The organism is Microvirga zambiensis WSM3693, from assembly GCF_016735695.1.
GTDB lineage: Bacteria > Pseudomonadota > Alphaproteobacteria > Rhizobiales > Beijerinckiaceae > Microvirga > Microvirga zambiensis.
Window position 1 is genome coordinate 1 of the sequence record NZ_JAERQD010000011.1, and the last position, 19,371, is coordinate 19,371.

The 19,371-nt window shown below is 57.1% G+C and carries 13 protein-coding genes and 7 pseudogenes; 3 read left to right on the forward strand and 17 right to left on the reverse strand.

From position 1 onward, the window contains the following. Nucleotides 1–78: 78 nt before the first annotated feature. Nucleotides 79–729 (forward strand): annotated as a pseudogene (locus tag JKL46_RS10560) (malate synthase G); the annotation flags it as partial. On the opposite strand, the pseudogene JKL46_RS36820 reads toward JKL46_RS10560, so the two are convergent. The 16 genes and pseudogenes from JKL46_RS36820 to JKL46_RS10635 form a co-directional block, all read right to left on the reverse strand. Then, a pseudogene (locus JKL46_RS36820) lies at nt 723–827 on the reverse strand (DUF6429 family protein); the annotation flags it as partial. The pseudogenes JKL46_RS10560 and JKL46_RS36820 sit on opposite strands and share 7 nt — an antisense overlap. A gap of 53 nt (nt 828–880) precedes the next feature. Beyond that, a pseudogene (locus tag JKL46_RS10565) lies at nt 881–1,280 on the reverse strand (IS5 family transposase); the annotation flags it as partial. A gap of 227 nt (nt 1,281–1,507) precedes the next feature. Continuing rightward, complete coding sequence (locus tag JKL46_RS10570; protein ID WP_201832638.1) at nt 1,508–2,425, reverse strand: sugar phosphate isomerase/epimerase family protein; 918 nt, start codon at nt 2,423–2,425, stop codon at nt 1,508–1,510. A 12-nt stretch (nt 2,426–2,437) separates the two neighbouring features. Then, nucleotides 2,438–3,391 carry a LysR family transcriptional regulator gene (locus tag JKL46_RS10575; RefSeq protein ID WP_201832639.1) on the reverse strand — a complete coding sequence of 318 codons (954 nt, stop codon included), beginning with the start codon at nt 3,389–3,391 and terminating at the stop codon, nt 2,438–2,440. A gap of 9 nt (nt 3,392–3,400) precedes the next feature. Further along, the gene (locus tag JKL46_RS10580; RefSeq protein WP_201832640.1) at nt 3,401–5,137 is read right to left on the reverse strand and encodes an ABC transporter permease; all 1,737 of its coding nucleotides are present in this window, start codon (nt 5,135–5,137) and stop codon (nt 3,401–3,403) included. After that, nucleotides 5,134–6,294, reverse strand: a complete 1,161-nt coding sequence (locus JKL46_RS10585) for an ABC transporter ATP-binding protein (RefSeq protein ID WP_201832641.1) — start codon at nt 6,292–6,294, stop codon at nt 5,134–5,136. The genes JKL46_RS10580 and JKL46_RS10585 overlap by 4 nt, the downstream gene beginning before the upstream one ends. An 81-nt stretch (nt 6,295–6,375) precedes the next feature. Beyond that, a complete protein-coding gene (locus JKL46_RS10590) occupies nt 6,376–7,488 on the reverse strand; it encodes an ABC transporter substrate-binding protein (RefSeq protein ID WP_201832642.1) in 1,113 nt (370 codons plus the stop codon). A gap of 162 nt (nt 7,489–7,650) precedes the next feature. Continuing rightward, nucleotides 7,651–8,419, reverse strand: a pseudogene (locus tag JKL46_RS10595) (IS5 family transposase). Between the two features lie 509 nt (nt 8,420–8,928). Continuing rightward, a complete protein-coding gene (locus tag JKL46_RS10600) occupies nt 8,929–10,047 on the reverse strand; it encodes an IS110 family RNA-guided transposase (protein ID WP_201832643.1) in 1,119 nt (372 codons plus the stop codon). Nucleotides 10,048–10,110: 63 nt separating this feature from the next. Then, nucleotides 10,111–10,857, reverse strand: a complete 747-nt coding sequence (locus JKL46_RS10605) for a transposase (protein WP_201832645.1) — start codon at nt 10,855–10,857, stop codon at nt 10,111–10,113. After that, nucleotides 10,830–12,326: an IS110 family RNA-guided transposase gene (locus tag JKL46_RS37185; RefSeq protein ID WP_201832647.1), complete on the reverse strand. Its 1,497-nt coding sequence runs from the start codon at nt 12,324–12,326 to the stop codon at nt 10,830–10,832. The genes JKL46_RS10605 and JKL46_RS37185 overlap by 28 nt, the downstream gene beginning before the upstream one ends. A gap of 115 nt (nt 12,327–12,441) precedes the next feature. Further along, nucleotides 12,442–13,917, reverse strand: coding sequence for an MFS transporter (locus JKL46_RS10615; protein WP_201832649.1), 1,476 nt, complete (start codon nt 13,915–13,917; stop codon nt 12,442–12,444). Between the two features lie 21 nt (nt 13,918–13,938). Next, nucleotides 13,939–14,727 carry a 3-oxoadipate enol-lactonase gene (gene pcaD / locus JKL46_RS10620; protein WP_201832651.1) on the reverse strand — a complete coding sequence of 263 codons (789 nt, stop codon included), beginning with the start codon at nt 14,725–14,727 and terminating at the stop codon, nt 13,939–13,941. Next, entirely contained in the window at nt 14,717–15,145 is a 429-nt protein-coding gene (locus JKL46_RS10625) for a cupin domain-containing protein (protein ID WP_246529252.1), read from the reverse strand. The genes pcaD and JKL46_RS10625 overlap by 11 nt, the downstream gene beginning before the upstream one ends. Then, the gene (locus tag JKL46_RS10630) at nt 15,142–16,566 is read right to left on the reverse strand and encodes an NAD-dependent succinate-semialdehyde dehydrogenase (protein WP_201832653.1); all 1,425 of its coding nucleotides are present in this window, start codon (nt 16,564–16,566) and stop codon (nt 15,142–15,144) included. Before JKL46_RS10630 ends, JKL46_RS10625 begins: the two co-directional genes overlap by 4 nt. 92 nt (nt 16,567–16,658) lie before the next feature. After that, a complete protein-coding gene (locus JKL46_RS10635; protein WP_201832655.1) occupies nt 16,659–17,642 on the reverse strand; it encodes a dihydrodipicolinate synthase family protein in 984 nt (327 codons plus the stop codon). Between the two features lie 211 nt (nt 17,643–17,853). Here JKL46_RS10635 and JKL46_RS10640 point away from each other — a divergent pair. Next, nucleotides 17,854–18,158: pseudogene (locus tag JKL46_RS10640) on the forward strand (transposase); the annotation flags it as partial. A 58-nt stretch (nt 18,159–18,216) separates the two neighbouring features. On the opposite strand, the pseudogene JKL46_RS10645 reads toward JKL46_RS10640, so the two are convergent. Then, nucleotides 18,217–18,423: pseudogene (locus JKL46_RS10645) on the reverse strand (IS3 family transposase); the annotation flags it as partial. A 108-nt stretch (nt 18,424–18,531) separates the two neighbouring features. On the opposite strand from JKL46_RS10645, the pseudogene JKL46_RS10650 reads away from it, so the two are divergent. Continuing rightward, nucleotides 18,532–19,349 (forward strand): annotated as a pseudogene (locus JKL46_RS10650) (helix-turn-helix domain-containing protein); the annotation flags it as partial. Nucleotides 19,350–19,371 lie beyond the last annotated feature (22 nt).

Here is a 19,371-nt window from a genome sequence, read left to right on the forward strand (position 1 = left end):
TCTTGTCGTGGTCAATCTCCATGCGGCCACTTTACCACGCCGCGGCCGAAATTCCGCGGTCCTCGGCGGATGCGTACTCTCGACATAAGGATCGACCGCTCGCATCCGATCGGCGCCGAGGATCCCGCCGGCATTGCCGACCTGGTGCTGGAATCCGCCGTCTCGACCATCATGGACCTGGAGGACTCGGTCGCCGCGGTGGATGCCGAGGACAAGGTCCAGGTCTATCGCACCTGGCTCGGGCTGATGAAGGGCGACCTCGCCGAAAGCTTCGAGAAGGGCGGCAAGACCGTCGAGCGCCGCCTCAACCCGGATCGGGTCTATACGATGCCGAACGGCGGCGAGCTGCGCCTGCACGGCCGCAGCCTGATGCTGGTGCGCAATGTCGGCCACCACATGTTCACCGATGCGGTGCTCGATGCGGACGGCAAGGAGATCCCCGAGACCATTCTCGATGCCGCCGTCACCTCGCTGATCGCCATCCACGACCTGCAGGGCAAGGGCGAGATGCGCAACAGCCGCGCGGGCTCGGTCTATATCGTGAAGCCCAAGATGCACGGGCCGGATGAGGTCGCCTTCGCCAACGATCTCTTCGGCGCCGTCGAGGACATGCTCAATCTCGCCCGCAACACCCTCAAGATGGGCATCATGGACGAGGAGCGGCGCACCACCGTCAACCTCAGGGCCTGCATCCGCGCGGCGGCCGAGCGCATCGTGTTCATCAACACGGCCCAGTCAAAACCCTTCCAGGCCCGATAGCCATCATGCAGCGTTAGCCACAGGAGGGCAAGAACCGCCTCATCGATCTTGTCGTGGTCAATCGCCATGCGACCACTTTACTACGCCGCGGCCAAAATTCCGCGGTCCTCGGCGGAGGCCTACTGTCATGGCGCTGGCCCGGCAGGAGCAGAACGTACGCCAAGTTGCCGAGCGCATCCACCAGGCCACGATCTTGGTGGTCAGGCCGCCGCGTGAGCGCCCGATAGCCTGATGACAAGTCCCCCTTTAGCGCCGGTCCCGTGCTGGTGGACCCGGATGATGGTGCCGTCGATGAGCGCGTACTCGAAATCGGGCTCCCCTGACAGGACCGGGAACCGGCGTTCGAAGCGACCGGCCTGCGCCCAGCGACAAAAACGCAGGAACACGCTGTTCCAGTAGCCGAATGCCTCAGGCAGATCGCGCCAGGGTGCACCGGTGCGCACCATCCACAACACCGCCTCCAGAAACAGCCGATTGTCCGAGCCGGAGCAGCCGGGATCACTGGCCTTCCCGGTCAGCAAGGGTGCGACACGCTCCTAATGTTCATCCTTCAGGACCCACCGATTCAAAGCTGACCTCCCGTGTTTCAGCCTTGAATCAAATTTTGTCCCGAGCGGGAATGCCTCAGATAAACTGAATATCCACGCGCCTTAGAATGGAGCGAATGCACCATTCCGTAGCCCAAAAGGCCCTTTCCTTCCCAACCGTGTGCCGCACAAGAGAACCATGACATAAGACACAAACAGATTCAGTCGACTAGGGCCTTCACACCTAATGCCTTGTCGAGAACCATGCGGGTAGCGATCATCGCTTCCTCGGCGACATCTTTCGCTGGCCTTAGCCACTGTTTGTCGTTCGGGGCTTCGTAGCTAATTGTTCCGCGATAACCCTTCTCGAACAATAAGCCAAGGACGCTGTCCCAGTCCACTACACCTTTGCCAGGGGGCAATCGGTCAGTTGGACGACGCAGTCCAACCATTGGGTCAGGGGGGCAGTCGCTAAATTGGAAAGCATAAATGAGATCGCCTGGAACGACTTCGAAGCCTCGACCGCTCCGACCACTTCGGTGCAGATGGTAGGCATCGAGCAGTAATCCGCAGCTGCGCCGGTTAGCACGATCAATTAGCTCAAGAGCCTCTTCAAGATTATTCAGCACCTTGTGCTGTGAGTTGAATTCAATGCCTAAGCGGAGCCCATGCTCGCCAGCTATATCCCCAGCCTCACGCAGACTTTCAATCGCCTTGTCCATCGTCCCAGACAGGTGTCCCGGGGCGCTCATGAGAACGGGGCAGCCGAGAGCAACGGCGTTTTTGCAGCTTTGCCTGAAGACTTCGAACAACCGGGACTTCTCGTCGCCCTCCGCGTAAAGCCATCCGTACTCAACGCCGAGCGTCGACACAGGGATACCAGTACTAAGAACAAAGTCGACAATCTGCGAATCGTCCCAGTCTTTTTCAATCAGTTTAGAGAAGTCCGATCGACGCAACTCAACCGCATCAAATCCAGCATACATAGCGGCGTCGATTGCCTCCTCAAGAGAAGCGTCCTCAATCGTCCAAGTATGAAGCGCAATCTTGAAGGGGATCATCGAATGGGGGGCTGCAAACTCTGCAGGCGGCTCAGTTGGCGCCGTTGGCGCGATTGTTCTGGTAACTGTCTGGGACATGCTCTTTCCTTATCAATTCAGAGTTTTAGCAAGAGGGTCACATTGACGGCTGAACAATTGTGCGCCGGAAAATCGGAAGACGCCCTCGCCCTTGAGAGAGGCAACGACCTCCTGTACAATGCGTTTAACCTCCGCTTCAGCAATGCTTGGTTTGCGGCCGATAATCGATCCAAAAGCGATTCTACGTTCGAGAACCGGATCCACGACGTTCGATATCGTATTCAGACCACGCTGATGCTCCTCACGAACAAGCGAGCAAGGTAAGATGGTAGAGGCATTGCCTTGATGGACTAGCAGGCGGATCGTCTCGCTAGAGTTCAGCGCCATACCAACATTCAAAGTATGCCCAGCTGCCGCTAAAGAAGGCTCCACAATCCGACGTAGCGCGTCGGTCATCGTCAATGGAATTGAGCAAAGATGCCTGCCGGAAATCTGCAAGGGCAGTTCCGAATTTGGCGGGCTTACAAGAACGAGTTGCTCCTCGCAAAGAACTTGACAAGCGATGACGCTCGGCGGCGTGATGAGACTAAAAATCGCTGCATCAAGCCCGCCTTGTAACAGCGACTCCTCTAATTGAGACGTTACCGACCCGACGACCCTAAGTTTGATTTTTGGCGCTTCCTTGCGCAGTCTATCGACAACGGGAGGAATGATAATTGGGCACAGCGTTGTCGCGACACCGAGAGAGACGGAGCCCATGGGGGTTCCGGCCAAGGCCCGCATTTGATCGCGGGTTTCCTCAAAGTCGCTAATCAGACGCTGAGCTCGTTCAAGTAGCCTTGAGCCCGCATCTGTGAGACGGACACCACGAGAAGTCCGATGAAACAGTTCCATTCCCAGTTCAGCTTCAAGCCGCAAGATGTGACGGCTCAAAGCCGATTGAGCGATATTGGCCTGCTTGGCCGCACGCGTGTAGCTCCCAAGTTCGGCCACCTTGACGAAATACTGGATCGAGCGAAGGTCCATCTGAGTGCCTTATAACATTAGTTCGTCTTTGCGGCTCGTTGCCCGCAGGATCATAACAATTGAGAGCACAATCACGACTTGGATGATGCAAGCAGCCGCCGTCGCGCTTGGACGTCCGATCATAAGAAGATAGATCGCCACCGATGTCGTTTCGGTCCCTGTTTTGTATAGAAAGAGAGACATTCCTAGTTCTCGAACGATCATAATGAAAAGGAGAAGCCATGCGGCCACAACGCCTGGCTTAATCAGCGGTAGAACGATGTTGTACACTGTCCCCCACCAAGTAGCGCCTGCCACGCGGGAGCACTCGTCAAATTCGCCCGAGACCGCAATAAGTGATGACGCAACAGAGCGCTGAGCGTAGGGCGTAAAGCGTGCGACGAAAGCGAGTAGGAGGATAAACAGCGTTCCGTAGACAGGCGTTCCGAGCCAGAAAATTGCAACGCCAACCGCAAGGATAGCACCGGGCACTGCTAAAGAAATACCGGACAGAACATCAAGAAACACGCGGCCTGGCATCTTACTGCGGAAGACCAAGTAGGCCGAGATGGTGCCTAGTATGGTTCCGAGGGTTGCGCCGACAATTGCTAGCAAGATAGTGTTCTTAAGCCCGCGTCTCATTACATCAAAGTCAGTTAAAACATAGAGGTAATTGGCAAGCGTAAAAGTCTGTGGGCGGATGACCCCGGTCCATATTGGGGATAGCGACGTTACCAGGAGCGCGAAAATTGGCAAAATCACAGCGCTCAGTACGAAGACCAGATTAAAGGCAAGCCCCAGATATTTACCCCGGCCAATATCGACACGGCTTGGCTTATAGGCTTTGCCAGTCATTGTGATGAAATCACGCGATAGGATCAGTTTACGCTGGATAAGTAACAGTAGACCAGCTGCTACAATCAGCATTACACACATTGCAGCAGCCATATTGTACCGCACCGGATACTCGCTCGTCATGGCGTACAATTCTGTGGTCAAGACATTGAAACGGGCTGGGATACCCAATACGAGCGGAACCTCGAACGAGCCAAGAACAGTCACAAAGATCAGCAGAGCGGCTGCAAGGATTGAAGGCAGTGCCATGGGCAAGGTAACCGTCGCAGCCGTTTGAAATAAGCCTGCACCAGAAATTCGAGCTGCCTCTTCAAGCGATGGATCCATACGGCGAAATGCACTGCTTACAAATAGGTAGACCAGAGGGGCTTCAAACAACGAAAGAACCCATATAATGCCCGTGGGACTGTAGATGTTGAAGATCGGCCCCGAAGCCCCTAGCGCAATGACGGCCTTATTAAGCAAACCTTGATTTTGGGAAGCCAACAGCGTCCAAGCGATCGCGCCAATAAAGGAAGGCGTAAAAAACGGAATCAAGTTGAGACTAGAGAAGATTGAGGTGCCTGGAGTATTGGTCCTATAGTTGACCCAAGCCAAAGCTACGCCTAGAAACACAGATAGTATAGTTGTTCCAGCTGCAATCAGCAACGAATTAACAATACCATGGAGCAAACGCGGATTGTCTACGATCTCGATGTAGTTCGCCAAAGTGAAAGCGGTGAGTTCTTCACTTTGGAAACTTCTGAGCGCAAGCATACCGAGTGGTAGGACGACGGAGATCAGGAGTATTACTAGTACTAAAGCGAAAAGAAGCCCTTCTACGCGGCTCTGGGCGGAGAAACGTATTGCTAGCCGGCTAATAAGACTACGCTCCTCTGGCATCTGCAGATTCGTCGCGGAAACAGTTGTCATCTGCTCGCTCCTTCCAGAAGGATACAATCATGGGCAGCCATACGGAGGTGCAGTCGATCACCTTGGGCAAGATGATGATGAGGTTCTAGAGCGAGTCGGAGTTCAGAGTTGCCTAGGCGCACTTCTACTTCAATGGTATTGCCGAGGTACTGCGTAGCGAGGACAGTAACTTCCAGAATATTGTCGTCGTACGCGGGAGTCGTTTGGGCTGATGACAACCGAAGGGACTCAGGCCGAACGAAGGCTTGGCAGCGCTGGCCTTCTATAAGTTTGCATCGTGCCCGTGACTTGATAGTAATGTCCGGATTGTCGGACAGCCGGACGGTCGTGATTCCTGCTTCAGATGAGCTTTGTACCACAATGGCCTCGAGAGCGTTCGAGACGCCGATGAAGTCGGCGACGAATTCGCTAGCAGGTTCCATGTAAATCGAACGGGCGTCGCCGCGCTGTTCGATTCGGCCGCGGTTCATGACGATAAGTTCATCGGCGATGGCCATGGCTTCGGCTTGGTCGTGGGTGACGAACACCGAAGTGATACCAACTTCGCGCTGAAGGCGGAGCAACTCGAAGCGCATGCGCGCGCGGAGTTTGGCATCCAAATTGGACAGTGGCTCGTCAAAGAGAATGACGGAAGGCCTTGCAATAATTGCGCGCGCGAGTGCAACGCGTTGCTGTTGGCCACCCGAGAGCTTGCCGGCTGGCCGAGTTGAATATCCACCTAAGCCGACGAGTGAAAGCGTCTCTTCGACTTGCCGCTCAATGTCGGAGCCCTTTCGGCCTCGCACCTTGAGAGGATAGCCAACATTCTGACCAACCGTCATATGCGGCCAGATGGCGTAAGACTGAAACACCATTCCGAGATTACGCTTGTTGGGTGGCAACAGCGTACCTTTGCTGATGGAGGTTACAACCGTATTTCCAATTTTAATCTCGCCATCATCGGGCACCTCGAGTCCAGCAATGCACCGTAACGCGGTTGTCTTACCACAGCCGCTTGGACCTAGGAGCGCGGTGATTTTCCCTGGTTTAACGTCAAACGATAGGTCGTCCAGCGCAGCAAATTTTTTAAAATTCTTGCGAAGACCAGCGACCGACACTGGCGCGCCCCTGCTTCCTATTAGCGTATCATGCGCGTTTATGCACTTGTCCATGTACATTGCGTCCTCCGGAATAGCCGCCGACTGCGGCTGCAAGCGGCTTTCCGCCGTCTTGTTCAGATTGTTGGATGCCTGTGCCGATCAGATGCCGAAGAGCTTCGTCCATTGGTCCGAAAGCTTCTTCATTTCTGCCTCGGGTACGCTGACCTGCTCGACCTTCAACTGCTTAACCTTACTCAAATCCGGGAAGAAGCTAGCGCCGTCTGTCTTTATATCGGAACGGCCGGATATGCGGCCCTCATAGTTAGCCATAATCTGCTGGCCCTCTTGGCTGCGCATGTAATTCAGAAGCAGCTTCGCTCCGTTCGGATTTTTGCTTTTCTTAAGTGCAAACCAAGGGTTTATGAGCGGTACAAAACCATTTGCCGGAAATGCTTGCGCAAGGTTGGTAGCGCCTTCTTTGTACATGGCATAGCCGCGCGTCGCGCCGCCAATTGTTATAGGATACTCGCCTGAGACAACCTTCTGGACTGCCAATTCGGTATTTTGGACGGTCACGGTGTTCATCGTGGCGAGCTTCTTGAAAAACGCCTCTCCAATCGATGGTTCGTCGCGCATGCCTTGGTAAACAAGCGCCCAAGCCGCGACGAGTCGCGCACTAAGTGTTGAGATCTTTCCGTCGTATTCTGGCTTGAGAAGATCGTTCCAGTCGCTAAATGTCTCCGTTTGGATGTGCTCCTTATTCCAAACAACAGATGCGAGATAACCGATGTCGCTTACGTAAAACGGCCGGTTGTTGAAACCAGGGCGCTGCTCATTTGTGCCGTAACCTGCGTACTCAGGCGCATCAAATGCTTCTAGGAGCCCACGCTTAGCGAGCGATGCAGCCCAAATTCCGAGGTTAATGTAGATTACGTCGCAGGAGGCCTGTCCAGCAATAATCTCTTCCTCAGTCTGCTTCTGCAGCGGTCCAAGGTTCTTTAAAACAAGATCAACTTGATACGAGGACGGCAGACCGTACCGCTTCTTGAAGCCTACTATAACAGCATCACGTGCTGCGTCTGACTGGATCGTGTTGCCTGCACCGACAACGCGGCCTTCCTTCTTTGCTCCTTCAATCAAGGGACCAAGGACTTCGTCCGAACCGGCGGCGCTGGCTGTGCCGGAGCTCAAATTCAGAGGCAGTAGTAGAGTTGAGGCGCCAGCTAGGAAGGTCCTTCGGCGCATTAAGGTCGGTGACTTCAAGCTTTCCATAATCTCCTCCCAATGAACCACGGTGCAAGTTTTACCTTGCCCGTCATTCTTAAGAGAGACTGTAATCAAATTAGGTATGTCGTTCTACTCAAATCATCGATAGCATTATGCTAATTGGAGATGGCTTCTATCGCATTGGATTGTGGAAAAGTCTAAGAGCACCTAACAAAGCCATTGCTGAACGAAGCGGCAGGTGATGAGAGCTGAAGCGAGAGTCATAGAAGCGTTGTGGATGTCGGCCCTGCGCTCATAGCGGATGGCAGGGCGGCGGAACTGTCCGTACGAAGCGAGTGTGCGCTCCACGACCCAGCGGTGACGTCCCAGCTTTGCACTACTCTCAACACCTTGCCTGGCGATGCGCGGCTGGATGTGACGCTGGGTCAGGGCACCTGGCAACGCCGGTGATCATACGCCTTGTCCGCGTTCAGCTTACTTAGGCGCTTGCGCGGTGGTCCCCAGCTCTGCCGGATGGGTGGCACAGCATCAACCAGCGGCTCCAGCATACGGTTATCATGCATGTTGGCGCCGGTGAGCCTCAGGGCGAGTGGGATGCCCTTCGCATCTGTGAGGACGCAGCGCTTCGAGCCTGCCTTGCCACGGTCAGTCGGGTTCGGGCCGGTCGCCGCGCCCCCTTTTTGGCCGCAACCGCCGCACTGTCCAGAGCAGCCCAGCTGAAGTCGATGGCATTGCGGCGGCCCAGCCTGTCGAGCAGGACCTGCTGAAGCTTGTGCCAGACACCCGCCTGCTGCCAATCCCGCAAGCGCCGCCAGCACGTCATACCAGAGCCGCAGCACATCTCTTGGGGTAGCAGCTCCCACGGTGTGCCAGAGCGCAACACGAACAGAATGCCAGTCTGGGCTGCCCAGTCACTCAGCCGGGGCCGCCCACCCTTAGGCTTGGGAGGCTCAGGGGGAAGGAGGGGTTCAACCACCGCGCCAAACCAACGCTCTTACCCCAGTTTTGTTAGACGCTCTAACACTACAGATCCTATGGGGGTGGATAGCGATCCGCTTGATGGCAGAGTGAGGTTGCTGACCCACCACTCTGGAGGCGACCCATGTCATTCGATCACCGGCCACGCAGACCACTATCCGGACTGATCTTGGCGCAATCTTCATCTCGATGGAACTCTTATGTTCAAGCGGCATGGCCACGACTGTTCATCCCGACCCAATAATGGCTGGTCCTGCATAGTGTAGCTAATGCGCAATGTAGGATACAGGACCTCAAGACGACGGTGTGAAAACTCTTATACGCGGGTTGGATACCGCATTTCCGTGTGCACGCCTGGGGCTGCTTCTATCTTAGTACGGGCATCGACGTCGTCGGCCACTCAGTTCCATCGAAGATTCCCCGACCGGGCCCTGCCTCCAATATTGCGCATCAGCAGATGATCGATCTTGTCTCCCCTTTCCAATGCGCGCGATCTGCGGTGCTTGGCTAAGCGTGGTGAGCTGGTTGCACTTCCTGGCCGATCGCCCACAGGAAGGCCGCCATTTCTCTCGCGATCGCGGTGATCGCGATGGCCTTGTGCTTCCCCGCGAGGATCATTGTTCGATAGCGAGAGCAGAGCCTGAGCTGACCTTTCCACGCTATTTCGCGAACACTTCTCGGGAGGCCTTCCAACTGCGCTTGCTTGGTGCGACTGACCCGCGCAGCGCAGCGGTAAGTCCATGCGCCTTCGACCAGCATGCGACGGGCCCGAGAGTTCCCGGCCTTAGTGATCCCACCCCGTTCGACATGTTCACCTGTCGAGCTTTCTGACGGAACGAGGCCAAGAAAGGCCATCAGCTGGCGGGGGTTTTCGAAGCGGCGGATGTCGCCAATTTCGGCAACAAAGACGACAGCGGCCATCAACGACACGCCTCGCAACGCCTGATAGGCTTCGACAACAGGAGCCATCGTCCCGGATTTGACAGTCTCCGCGATCAGATCGGTCAGACGCTCTAAGCGCACCTCGGCATCCTCGATTGCCTGGCAGTATTCGTGGAGCACGATGAAGTGAGCCGGATGCTCGAACGTCAGAGTTGATATCCACCGCCTATGCGCTAGCGACCAGGATGAGCAGCCCGAATAGACACGGCCATGGCGAAGGAGAAAAGACTGAAGCTGCTGACGCGCCCGCTTTTGCGCCTCCTGGGCAGCTTCTCGGGCCCGCACGAGATCGCGCATCGCCTCATGCCCGCGGTCCGGCACCCAAACCGCTGTCAGCTCACCCGCACGATGTAACCGTGCCAAGCTGACCGCATCGCGCCGGTTGGTCTTCACGCGATCTCCAGGACGCTCGGGAATGAGGGCTGGTGCCGCCACCACAGAATCATGGCCCATCGCGGTGAGCTGACGGTAGAGTTCGTAACCTGTCGGCCCTGCCTCGTAACAGAAGTGGAGCTTTGCTCCTCGCTTGGCCAGCCTTTGCACGATGGATGACACCGAGGCCGGATCTGAGGGGATGTCCCTAAGAAATCTGACCTCACCACCCCGCTCGCCCTCCGCGACGGCTACAGAAATCTTCAGTTTTGAGACGTCCAGGCCGATGAAAAGCCTGCTATGCTGATCCACGGTTCATCCTCGCTAAGCTTGGGGCTCGGCTTCGGCCACTACGAAGCAACCCCCGATCTCAGCTTACGGCGAGGGTGAGCCGCCTTCACCCCGAGAACATACGGTTTCAGTCGTTCGGTGTGGCTGATTACGTCCTTGTCTCCCGGGGCCTGTCAATGCCGTTTGAACTGTGGTTCTCCCGCAACCTGTGTGGTGCCTGCTGTTAGGGGGCGTGGAGAACCCGCTGACGCAACAGATCAATCCGGCACGCCCGTACATCTGCCGCTTGATCATCTTCAGGCGGCTGATCTGGCCCTCCACCGGGCTCGTTGACCAGGGCATCGTCACCGCACCGCGCACCGCCTCAAGGTCGCGCCATAGTCCGGCAGCAAGACGCGCCAGCGCCGTGCATCTGGCATCCTTGAACCAGTCGTCCAGGCTCTCGCTCGATTGCTGCCGCAGCAAACGCGCGAGCCGGTCTGCGAGATTGGCGGCGGCCGCAAGGCGCGGTGCTTTCTCCAGCAGTCTGTCGATGAAGGCACGATCCTCCTGCCGGAGCGCTCTGCGCTCCGCCTGCAGCAGAAAGGCGGTCCGGTTGATCGTGGGCGCCTTCCATCGACCGACCGCTTCACTCACCCCAGCATCGAGTGCATCGGCGTCTGCCCGGCGCCGCCTCGTCTCCCAGGCCCGCACGACACGTGGACGGACATCGCTGCCCCGTCGGGCGAGCTCGCGCGCCAGTTCGGCGGCGTTGCGGCAGCCCTTACTCCAGCGCTGCTCCAGGTATAGGACATGAGGATCGATCAGGGTCGGACGGGTGGCCTGCGCCATGATGGTGGCCCACCCTCGCGCAACCAGCACCGAACCGTCTTGCGATCGAGCTGGAGGGCGCGGGCCATGCCGCTGACCGAAGCTCTGGCGTCATGGAGGCGGAGGAGCTCTTCATAGCGGTCATGGCGTCTTGACTGAATCGCCAGGCTTCGCTTCTTCATCGCCGTAAGCGGCAGACGCGCCGCTTGTTGAGCCCGCACTATCTCGACTTGCGGCCCGAGAACCTCATGAGCGGCGGCACGGATCGCAGCGTGATGCTGACTGACCACCGCTTGCAGGGCAACGCTGAGGTTGCGCAGCAGGTGCCAGCGATCGGCAACATGCCGGGCTGTGGGAGCACCCTGACAAACGCCCTCGCCATACACCTCAGCCCGGTCGCGGGCGACGATCTCCACTTCCGGATGGTCCCGCAACCATGCGGCCACGGATGTGGTCTCACGATCCGGCAGGAGATCTGCGATGGTGTTGTGTTCCAGATCGACGATGATAGTGCCGTAGGTGCGTCCCCGGCGCCACGCCCACTCATCGATGCCGATCACGCGATGCAGAATGACCGCAAGTTTCCGGGCCAGCGCCACCTTGGCCCGCCGCAGGCCACGCCGCTTGGCCACCTCCAGCGCCCAGCGTTTGAGCGCCGAGAAGCGCACCGTCGGATCGCCCACCCGGCTCACCGCCCCAGAGATGTCGGCCTCGCTCGACTGGTACTTCTTCGGGGGGAGGCCAAAATGCGCGCCGACAGCCCTGGAGCGCGAGAACCGCTCAGGCTGTTCCACTGCGGACATGAAGGTCACCGCAATCAGCGCACCGACACCTGGCACGCTCATCAGCCGTCGGCAGACCTCGTTCTTCCGGGCGATCGCCAGCATGGCCCGATGCAACCGGGCGAACTCCGTCTGCAGCGCGTCTCTGGCGCGCGACATCGCCGCGGCAATCGTCTCCAGCATCTCATGACCGGCCGGGAGGGTGCGCACCCGGACGGCAAACTGGCCCTTGCTGATCTCGCCGACCTTCAAACCGAAGCTGCGCAACAGCCCACGCAGGCTGAGCTCGATATCCCGCATCTTGGCCTGCAGCTGCTTGCGGGCCATGAGCAACGCCTGTACTTCTTGCGCTGGCGGCGACTTCCAGTGGACAGGGCGGAACCAGCCCATGCGCAGCAACTGGGCGATGCCACGGGCGTCGCGGCGGTCGATCTTGACGATCATGGCCGAGAGCGCCGCCTTCACATGCCGGGTCTCCAGCAGCACGACTTCGAACCCGGCTTGCACAAGGCCGGCATGCAGCCGCTGCGAGAGTGGCCCGGCCTCCAGGCCGACGCGGGTGAGCGGCAGGTTCAGGCTGGCGAGGAAGGCAGAGAGCGCCTCAGGCTCGCTGGCGACCTTTGCCTCGCGGACGATCTGTCCTGTGGCATTGAGGATGCAGACGCGGCTCAGTTCCAACGAGACATCAATTCCGGCATAGTAGTCCATGGCTGTCCCTCATGATGCTTGGGGCCGATCCGCTCGGACCCCGTTTCAACACCATCACTCTGAGGGACAGCCATCCCGTTCCGCTACCTCGTGAGCGGCAGGCCCATTACGGCATCTAAGACTCGATACGGCGCATAGGCAACGTCCACATGGCAGACGCACCCAGGGCGCATGCTAGCGCCACCACACTTAGGGAAGATCGCAGCGCAAGCTCGGCACCCATTCTGGCCATTGCTAAGTCACCTACTAGGGAAACTGATTCTCCAACGGAAAGCAGTCGAATTGCTACGTCGCCTGAAAGTCCGCTGGTTGCAACTAAAGTAGTGACGAAAACGCAGGTACTAAGGGCTGCAAAGAACGCAGAACCAAGAGATCGGGAATATTGGACAGCTGCCGCTGACGCTCCATAGTGCTCCGGGATCGTTGCAGCTAGAACTGTAACCTGTACAACGCCCATTACTGTCCCGCCAAAAATAGTCGTGGCTCCGATAATGAAGCCAAGCTGCTGCGGGGGCGGCATGGGTAACAGAAGAGCCAAAGATCCAATAACGGCCGTCATAATTGACAGGCCCACAGCAGGAAAAATGGCTGTGCGACCTGTAATGGCAACTAGAGTTCCGGTTGCCACGGATCCAAGACATGTCCCGATCGCGATGGGAGCGAGAGCCACACCAATTTCGGAGCTTGATAGTCCGTGAGCTAGGCGCATATAGATCGGAATATTGACAAACAAAGCTATTGTCGCGCCGCCATGACAGGCGGCAGCCGCGCTGGCGCGCCATACAGAGGGACTAAACAGGATACCCAGTGGCAAGAGCGCCTCGCGACGTTGGCGTTCGACGCGAACGAGCAAGAATGCCGCGCCAACGGTGGCCGCAAGCCAAACGAGAAGGTGTGCGGGATGAGACGATACTAGGCTGCGTAGCGCATCAACAAAGCCCAGAAGTGCGAAAACGAATGCGGTGAACAACGCGAAGCCAAGGAAATCAAATCGCTTGTGTGGCCCTGCGATGTACTTCGGAGGAAATGTCCAGACCAAACAGAAAGATATTGCTGCGAGTGAGCCGCCCAGCAGGAAAATGGAACGCCACCCAGCAAAATCGACAAGAAAGCCAGCCGTGAGAGGTGCAAGCGAATTGGCGGTGACGATTAACGTCGCGATATAGCCTTGGAAGCGGGCTCGCTCCCGAGGGGTCAAAGCTTCGCCGATCATAGCGTGACCGAGCGCCATTAATCCACCGCCACCGATGCCCTGCAGAAATCGTGCAGCCAATAGGGTAGGGAGGGATGTAGCTGCAAGACAGATTAAGGCGCCTAGGCCATAAATGGCGATAGCAACAAGCATCAACCTACGCCGGCCATAGCCATCGCTGAGCCTGCCATAGGCTGGTGCTGATATAGCTGCAGCAGCGGCATAGCCAGCCACAACAAGAGACAACCGATCAAGGTCGCCAAGGTCCGCGCCGATCGTCGGCAGAACGGTACTGAGCATAGAAAGGTCCGCCATAGCCATCGCCATTGGCAGAGCGACGCGGAAGAAAACGGAGAAAAAAACAGAACGGGCAGCACCGTTCGTCGGATCAATCGGCATTCGCGTGCTGGAAGGATATGCTTAACGGATGCATTCCAAAAAATTAATAAGGCGACGCGAGAAGTCCGTAGGCTGCTCCAGATTGGAGATGTGAGCAGCTGCTGGTATGATTTCAAGCCGGGCGCCGGGAATGGAATCTGCGATGAATCGAGAGTGTTCTACTGGCAACGCTTTGTCCTCTTCACCAACCAGGACTAGCGTGGGAATCTGCACTCCAAACAATTTTGATGATATATCAAAACCCATAATTGCCCCAACCGCTCCGATGAAGCCAGTCGGCGAAGTCGCGCGGATGATATTGCCAACGGCGTCAACCGTCTGCGGATCGTGGGCACGGAAGGCTGGTGTAAACCAACGGTCGAGCGTTCCACCGACAATCGACTGAATGCCCTGAGTCTCGACTTGATTGATCCTGCCCTCCCACATCGCATGGGTCGACGGAGGGTAAGCCGAGGTCGCGTCTGCAATCGTCAGGCTAAGGAGACGGCCCGGCCGCCGCACCGCGAGCGTCTGTGCAATTGCGCCACCCAATGAAAGTCCAACCAAATGCGCCCGATCAATTTTGAGATGGTCAAGGAGCGCCTCAAGATCATCGGCCAGAAGATCCATCGTATAGGGGCCCTGCGGGGCATCACTTTGACCATGGCCACGTATGTCGTAAACCAGCACGCGGAACGTCGCGGACAGCTCCTCGATCTGCGGTGCCCACGCTTCAAGACTGCCCGACAGCGAGTGAGATAGGACTACCCAGTCTCCGGCCTCGCCCTTAGTGCTATAATTGATCGAAATACCATTAACATCAGCCTTCATCGTGTCCTCCTCGTCCGGTATGCTCCGCCGCAACTGGACGTGTCTCGCCCGTCTCAACCATCGTGCGCGTCGCAGTGACAGATGCATAGGTCCAAAAGATTTGCATCTCGGCAACATCCGAGTCGTTGCGGAAATAATGCGGTACGTTAGGTGGGATCCAAGTTGTGTCGCCTGATTCAAGGCGATGTTCTATACCGTCAATGACCGCGACTGCTTTGCCGAAAACAACGAGGACGCTTTCCTCACAGTTATGGGAATGCAACCCAATGCGTGCGTTGGGAGAAAAGATCGTGATACCATTAAGCATCTGACGCGCGCCGACACTCGACGTCACAAGCGGAATGGTCCTTGCCCCACCTCCGCGATTGACTGGTGTGAGGGCTGATGGCCTCAGAACAGCAGCATTAGTCGGCATCATGACAACGCTCCTTCACATGGCATCTCGTTGATACAGATTGATTTAACGTTGGCGAATTCACGTAATGCATCGGCTCCTAATTCGCGTCCATAACCGGACCTCTTCACGCCGCCAATCGGTAGGCGGGGATCAGAGGCCACGACGCCGTTTACAACTACCATTCCCGAATCAACGCTTTGTGCAAAGCGTATCGCCTTCATGCGATCTGCGGTCCAGATGGCGGCGCCGAGGCCGTATTGGCTTGAATTCGCAAGTTCAATGGCGTCATCGAGGTCTCGGCAGCGCGAGACCGCAGCGACGGGTCCGAATGTCTCTTCATCGAAAGCAGCCATTCCCGGCTTGACCTTGTCGAGTAGAGTGGGTGCGAAGAAGTTGCCGATACGGCCGAGCTTGTGTCCACCGAGCAGCAGCTCGGCTCCAAGCGATATGGACTGCTCAATGGCACTGGTCAGGTCACTGCAGGCTGATATTTTAGCTAGAGGTCCAACCTGAGTTTGGGACTGCATTGGGTCGCCAACTTCAAGTTTCTCAATCCTCTCGCGCAGTAAAGCAACGAACTTATCGGCAATCTCTTCGACTACGATAAAACGCTTTGCAGCCAGGCAGCTCTGGCCATTGTTTTGAAACCGGGCTTGCACCGCAGCGCTCGCTGCCAGTTGAAGATTGGCGTCGGCTAAAACTACAAACGGGTCTGACCCGCCCAATTCCAGGACCTGTCGCTTAATGGCGGCGCCAGCTTGGCTGGCGACGGCTGCTCCCGCGCGCGTCGACCCAGTTAAGGACACAGCTGCGACACGGCCGTCGTTTATGATATTTGATACTGCGGCTTGAGTAACAAATAGGTTGGCAACTAACCCTTCGGGCAAACCGGCCTTGTCGAATATGTCACCTAAGGCTTGAGCGCACTGCGGAACATTCTCTGCGTGTTTCACGAGCATGCCATTTCCAATAAGCAGGACCGGCGCCAACACTCGAATGACCTGCCAGTACGGGTAGTTCCACGGCATAATGCCAAGGATAATCCCAATCGGATCCATCACTATCATGGACTCCGTGGCACTAGTTGCTACTGGAAGTGGTTCAAGAAAGCCCGGCCCCTCGCTAGCGTAGAACTCGCAGCACCACGCACACTTGAGCACTTCTGCTCTTGCCTCGGCAAGTGTTTTACCCATTTCAAGTGTGGCTAATCTTGCCAAATTATCGGCGTCATCGCGCAAAAGGCGGGCAATATTTGCAAGAAGGTTCGCGCGGTCGACAATTGGTGTTTGCCGCCACTCGCGCTGAGCGCGTACGGCAGCTCCAGTTATCACATCAACGTCTTTTGGTGTGGTGAGCGGGAAGCTCGCCATAACACTACCATCGACAGGATTAACAGACTGGTAGAGTTGCAGGGATTCAGGTTGCGTCGCGGGATAGCCCATGAGCAGGTACTCGCCTTTAGGGTGGGAATGTTGTGGCGAACGGAAGCAACCAGCCGCGCAAGAATGGCTGGCTGCTTCTCCTGCCCCTTGTCCTATGCGGCAAGCGGACGCTGCTGCAGTAGCCCTGTTGCCTCTAGGTCGCGATGGAGCTCCTCACGGGCTGCGGGCGAGATCTGGAGCATCGGTGCGCGAACCGGCCCAGCTGCCATGCCCAGAAATTCCGACCAGGCCTTAATATTGGCTACAGCGATCGTCTGGTGTTCGTTCCAGGGCCGACGTATCCATTTCTCATTCAATTCTCGCAGCGGCTTTAGTTTGGCGGCGATTGGAGCTGCCTCGTCGAATTTACCTTCAAGGGCAAGTTCACTGTAATCGCGGAAGAGCTGCTGATGAGCGGTTTGATACAGGAATGGCATTGCTGAGGACTGATGCACCTGAATGCCGAACTCCTTCACGAAGGGCAGAAAATCACCTTCGTTTGGATGGCTTACCACAATCTTGTCGCCCACGAGGCGATGGACTTCGGCAAAGTAGTCGTGGGGTCGAGGAACTTTGATGCCGCAGACGTTTTCGATTTCTGCAAGTCTTGCGATGACCGGCGGAGTTAGGGTGACACCCGAGTACAGTGCATCAAATAGCCACACGCCAATGTTGACTCGCTCGCAGACATACTCGAACCAGTTGACCATCATATCGGGAGTTGATGGAGGATAGTACGGATTGATTAGGATTGCATAATCAGCGCCAACTCCCTCCGCGTGACGTGTTAGTTCTATAGCCTCGTCAGCACAGTGGTGTCCTGTGTGTGCGATCACAAGACATTTGCCGGTCGCCTCTTCAACGGTGATCTCAGTGACGCGCTTCCTCTCTTCCTTGGTGAGCGCCCAGAATTCTCCCATAACGCCACCGCAGAAAACGCCATCTACTTTCAGCACATCTGTGAGCATGCGCATGTTGCTGCGAATACCTGCCTCATCAAGTTCACCATTCGGCAGGAATGGTGTAGTTGTAGCAGCGACGAGGCCACGGAACGCAGTCTTCGCCGCAGCCTTGGCTCCTGATTTTGCGTATTTCATTATCTTTCTCCTCCATAAGCCTGTCGAGCTGGGCTCAACGACGGCCAATCCAGTTTTCTGGCTAGGCGGAATGTAATCGCTTGCTTCGTTCTCTGAAAGACAAAACGCCGTCTCTGTTATGCTATTTTGAGATGGCGCCGATCGCATCTAAGCTCAGGACCTTTTAATTTGGACTGAGCGTGATTCAGAGCCTCCGGTTGGGGAGTTCTGAATGGGCGATCTGTTTCTGCTGAGCGAGCGTCAGATGGCGTGGATTGCGCTGTCCTTTCCGCTGGCGCATGGAGTTCTGCGGGTGGATGATCTGCGCGTGGTCAGCGGAATTGTGTATGTGATCCGCAACGGCTTGCAGTGGACGGATGCCCCGAAGGCATACGGGCCACACAAGACGCTCTACAATCGGTTCACGCGATGGAGCCGGCTGGGTGTGTTCGACCGGATCTTTGCGGCCCTGGCAGGGGAAGGCCCAAGCCCGAGCGGATCATGATCGATGCTACCCACCTGGAGGCACGTCAGACTTAGGCGAGCCCGCTCAAAAAGGGGATGTTGATCTTCCCCCGATTGTGTGGACACTGGGTTAGCACGCTTTCCGCTCGGCCTGTTCGGGTGTGAGATGCCCGAGGGCCGAGTGAAAGCACTGTCGATTGTAGTAGCCCTCAATGTTACCAAACAGATCCCGCCGCGCCTCTTCGCGGGTCGCCCAACTCCGCCGATGGACCAGCTCTAACTTCAAGGAATGGAAGAGCGACTCCATCGGGGCATTGTCGTAACATGAAGAAGTTTGGACTTAATTTGACAGACGGTGTCATTAGACTGAGGCATGAGCCGAGGCCGGGCGCGGAGTGGTCGGGGTGCGCAGCGCCCGGCCTCGGCGTTCACAAGGAACACCATCATGACCAACGAGCAGAAGATCATCCGCGCCAAGGTCGGCCTGCTGGAGCTAGCCAAGCAACTCGGCAATGTCAGCCAAGCCTGTAAGATGATGGGCTATTCCCGCGACAGCTTCTACCGCTTCAAGGAGCTCTACGAGACTGGTGGCGAACTGGCCCTGCAGGAACTGACGCGACGCAAGCCGCTGCTGGCCAACCGCACCCCGCCCGAGGTGGAAGCGGTGATTATCGAGCTGTCCCTGGAGCAGCCGGCCTTCGGCCAGATCCGCCTCGCCAACGAGATGCGCAAGCGCGGCCACTCGATCTCGCCGGCTGGCGTGGGGTCTGGCAGCGGCATGATCTCGAGACGATGAAGAAGCGGCTCAAAGCCCTAGAAGCCAAGGTTGCGCAGGAGGGCCTGATCCTGACCGAGAGCCAGGTGGCGGCCCTGGAGAAGGCTAAGGCCGAGAAGGACGCCCATGGTGAGTTCGAAAGCGAGTGCCCGGGCTATTGCGGGGCGCAGGACACCTTCTACGTCGGCACCATGAAAGGGGTTGAGTGGATCTACCAGCAGACTTTCATCGACACCTACACCAAGGTGGCATTCGCCAAGCTGTATGACCGCAAGACCCCGCTTACCGCCGCCGATCTGCTCAACGACCGTGTCCCGCCGTTCTCCGACGCCCACGACGTGAGGCTGTGTCGGGTGCTCACCGACCGTGGCACCGAGTACTGCGGCAATCCCGAGCGTCACGAATACGAGCTGTATCTCGCCGTGGAGGATGTGGATCACAGGCGCACCAAGACCAAGAGCCCGCAGACGACTGATGTGATCGACAAGAGCTTTTTACATCATCTTGGTG

What these genes read in the sequence shown, in the direction of transcription:
- JKL46_RS10575 (WP_201832639.1), bottom strand. Translation starts at nt 3,391, where the DNA reads ATGGACCTTCGCTCGATCCAGTATTTCGTCAAGGTGGCCGAACTTGGG.
- JKL46_RS10585 (WP_201832641.1), bottom strand. Translation starts at nt 6,294, where the DNA reads ATGTACATGGACAAGTGCATAAACGCGCATGATACGCTAATAGGAAGC.
- JKL46_RS10615 (WP_201832649.1), bottom strand. Translation starts at nt 13,917, where the DNA reads ATGCCGATTGATCCGACGAACGGTGCTGCCCGTTCTGTTTTTTTCTCC.
- JKL46_RS10630 (WP_201832653.1), bottom strand. Translation starts at nt 16,566, where the DNA reads ATGGGCTATCCCGCGACGCAACCTGAATCCCTGCAACTCTACCAGTCT.
- JKL46_RS10590 (WP_201832642.1), bottom strand. Translation starts at nt 7,488, where the DNA reads ATGGAAAGCTTGAAGTCACCGACCTTAATGCGCCGAAGGACCTTCCTA.
- pcaD (WP_201832651.1), bottom strand. Translation starts at nt 14,727, where the DNA reads ATGAAGGCTGATGTTAATGGTATTTCGATCAATTATAGCACTAAGGGC.
- JKL46_RS10625 (WP_246529252.1), bottom strand. Translation starts at nt 15,145, where the DNA reads ATGATGCCGACTAATGCTGCTGTTCTGAGGCCATCAGCCCTCACACCA.
- JKL46_RS37185 (WP_201832647.1), bottom strand. Translation starts at nt 12,326, where the DNA reads ATGGACTACTATGCCGGAATTGATGTCTCGTTGGAACTGAGCCGCGTC.
- JKL46_RS10635 (WP_201832655.1), bottom strand. Translation starts at nt 17,642, where the DNA reads ATGAAATACGCAAAATCAGGAGCCAAGGCTGCGGCGAAGACTGCGTTC.
- JKL46_RS10580 (WP_201832640.1), bottom strand. Translation starts at nt 5,137, where the DNA reads ATGACAACTGTTTCCGCGACGAATCTGCAGATGCCAGAGGAGCGTAGT.
- JKL46_RS10570 (WP_201832638.1), bottom strand. Translation starts at nt 2,425, where the DNA reads ATGTCCCAGACAGTTACCAGAACAATCGCGCCAACGGCGCCAACTGAG.
- JKL46_RS10605 (WP_201832645.1), bottom strand. Translation starts at nt 10,857, where the DNA reads ATGGCGCAGGCCACCCGTCCGACCCTGATCGATCCTCATGTCCTATAC.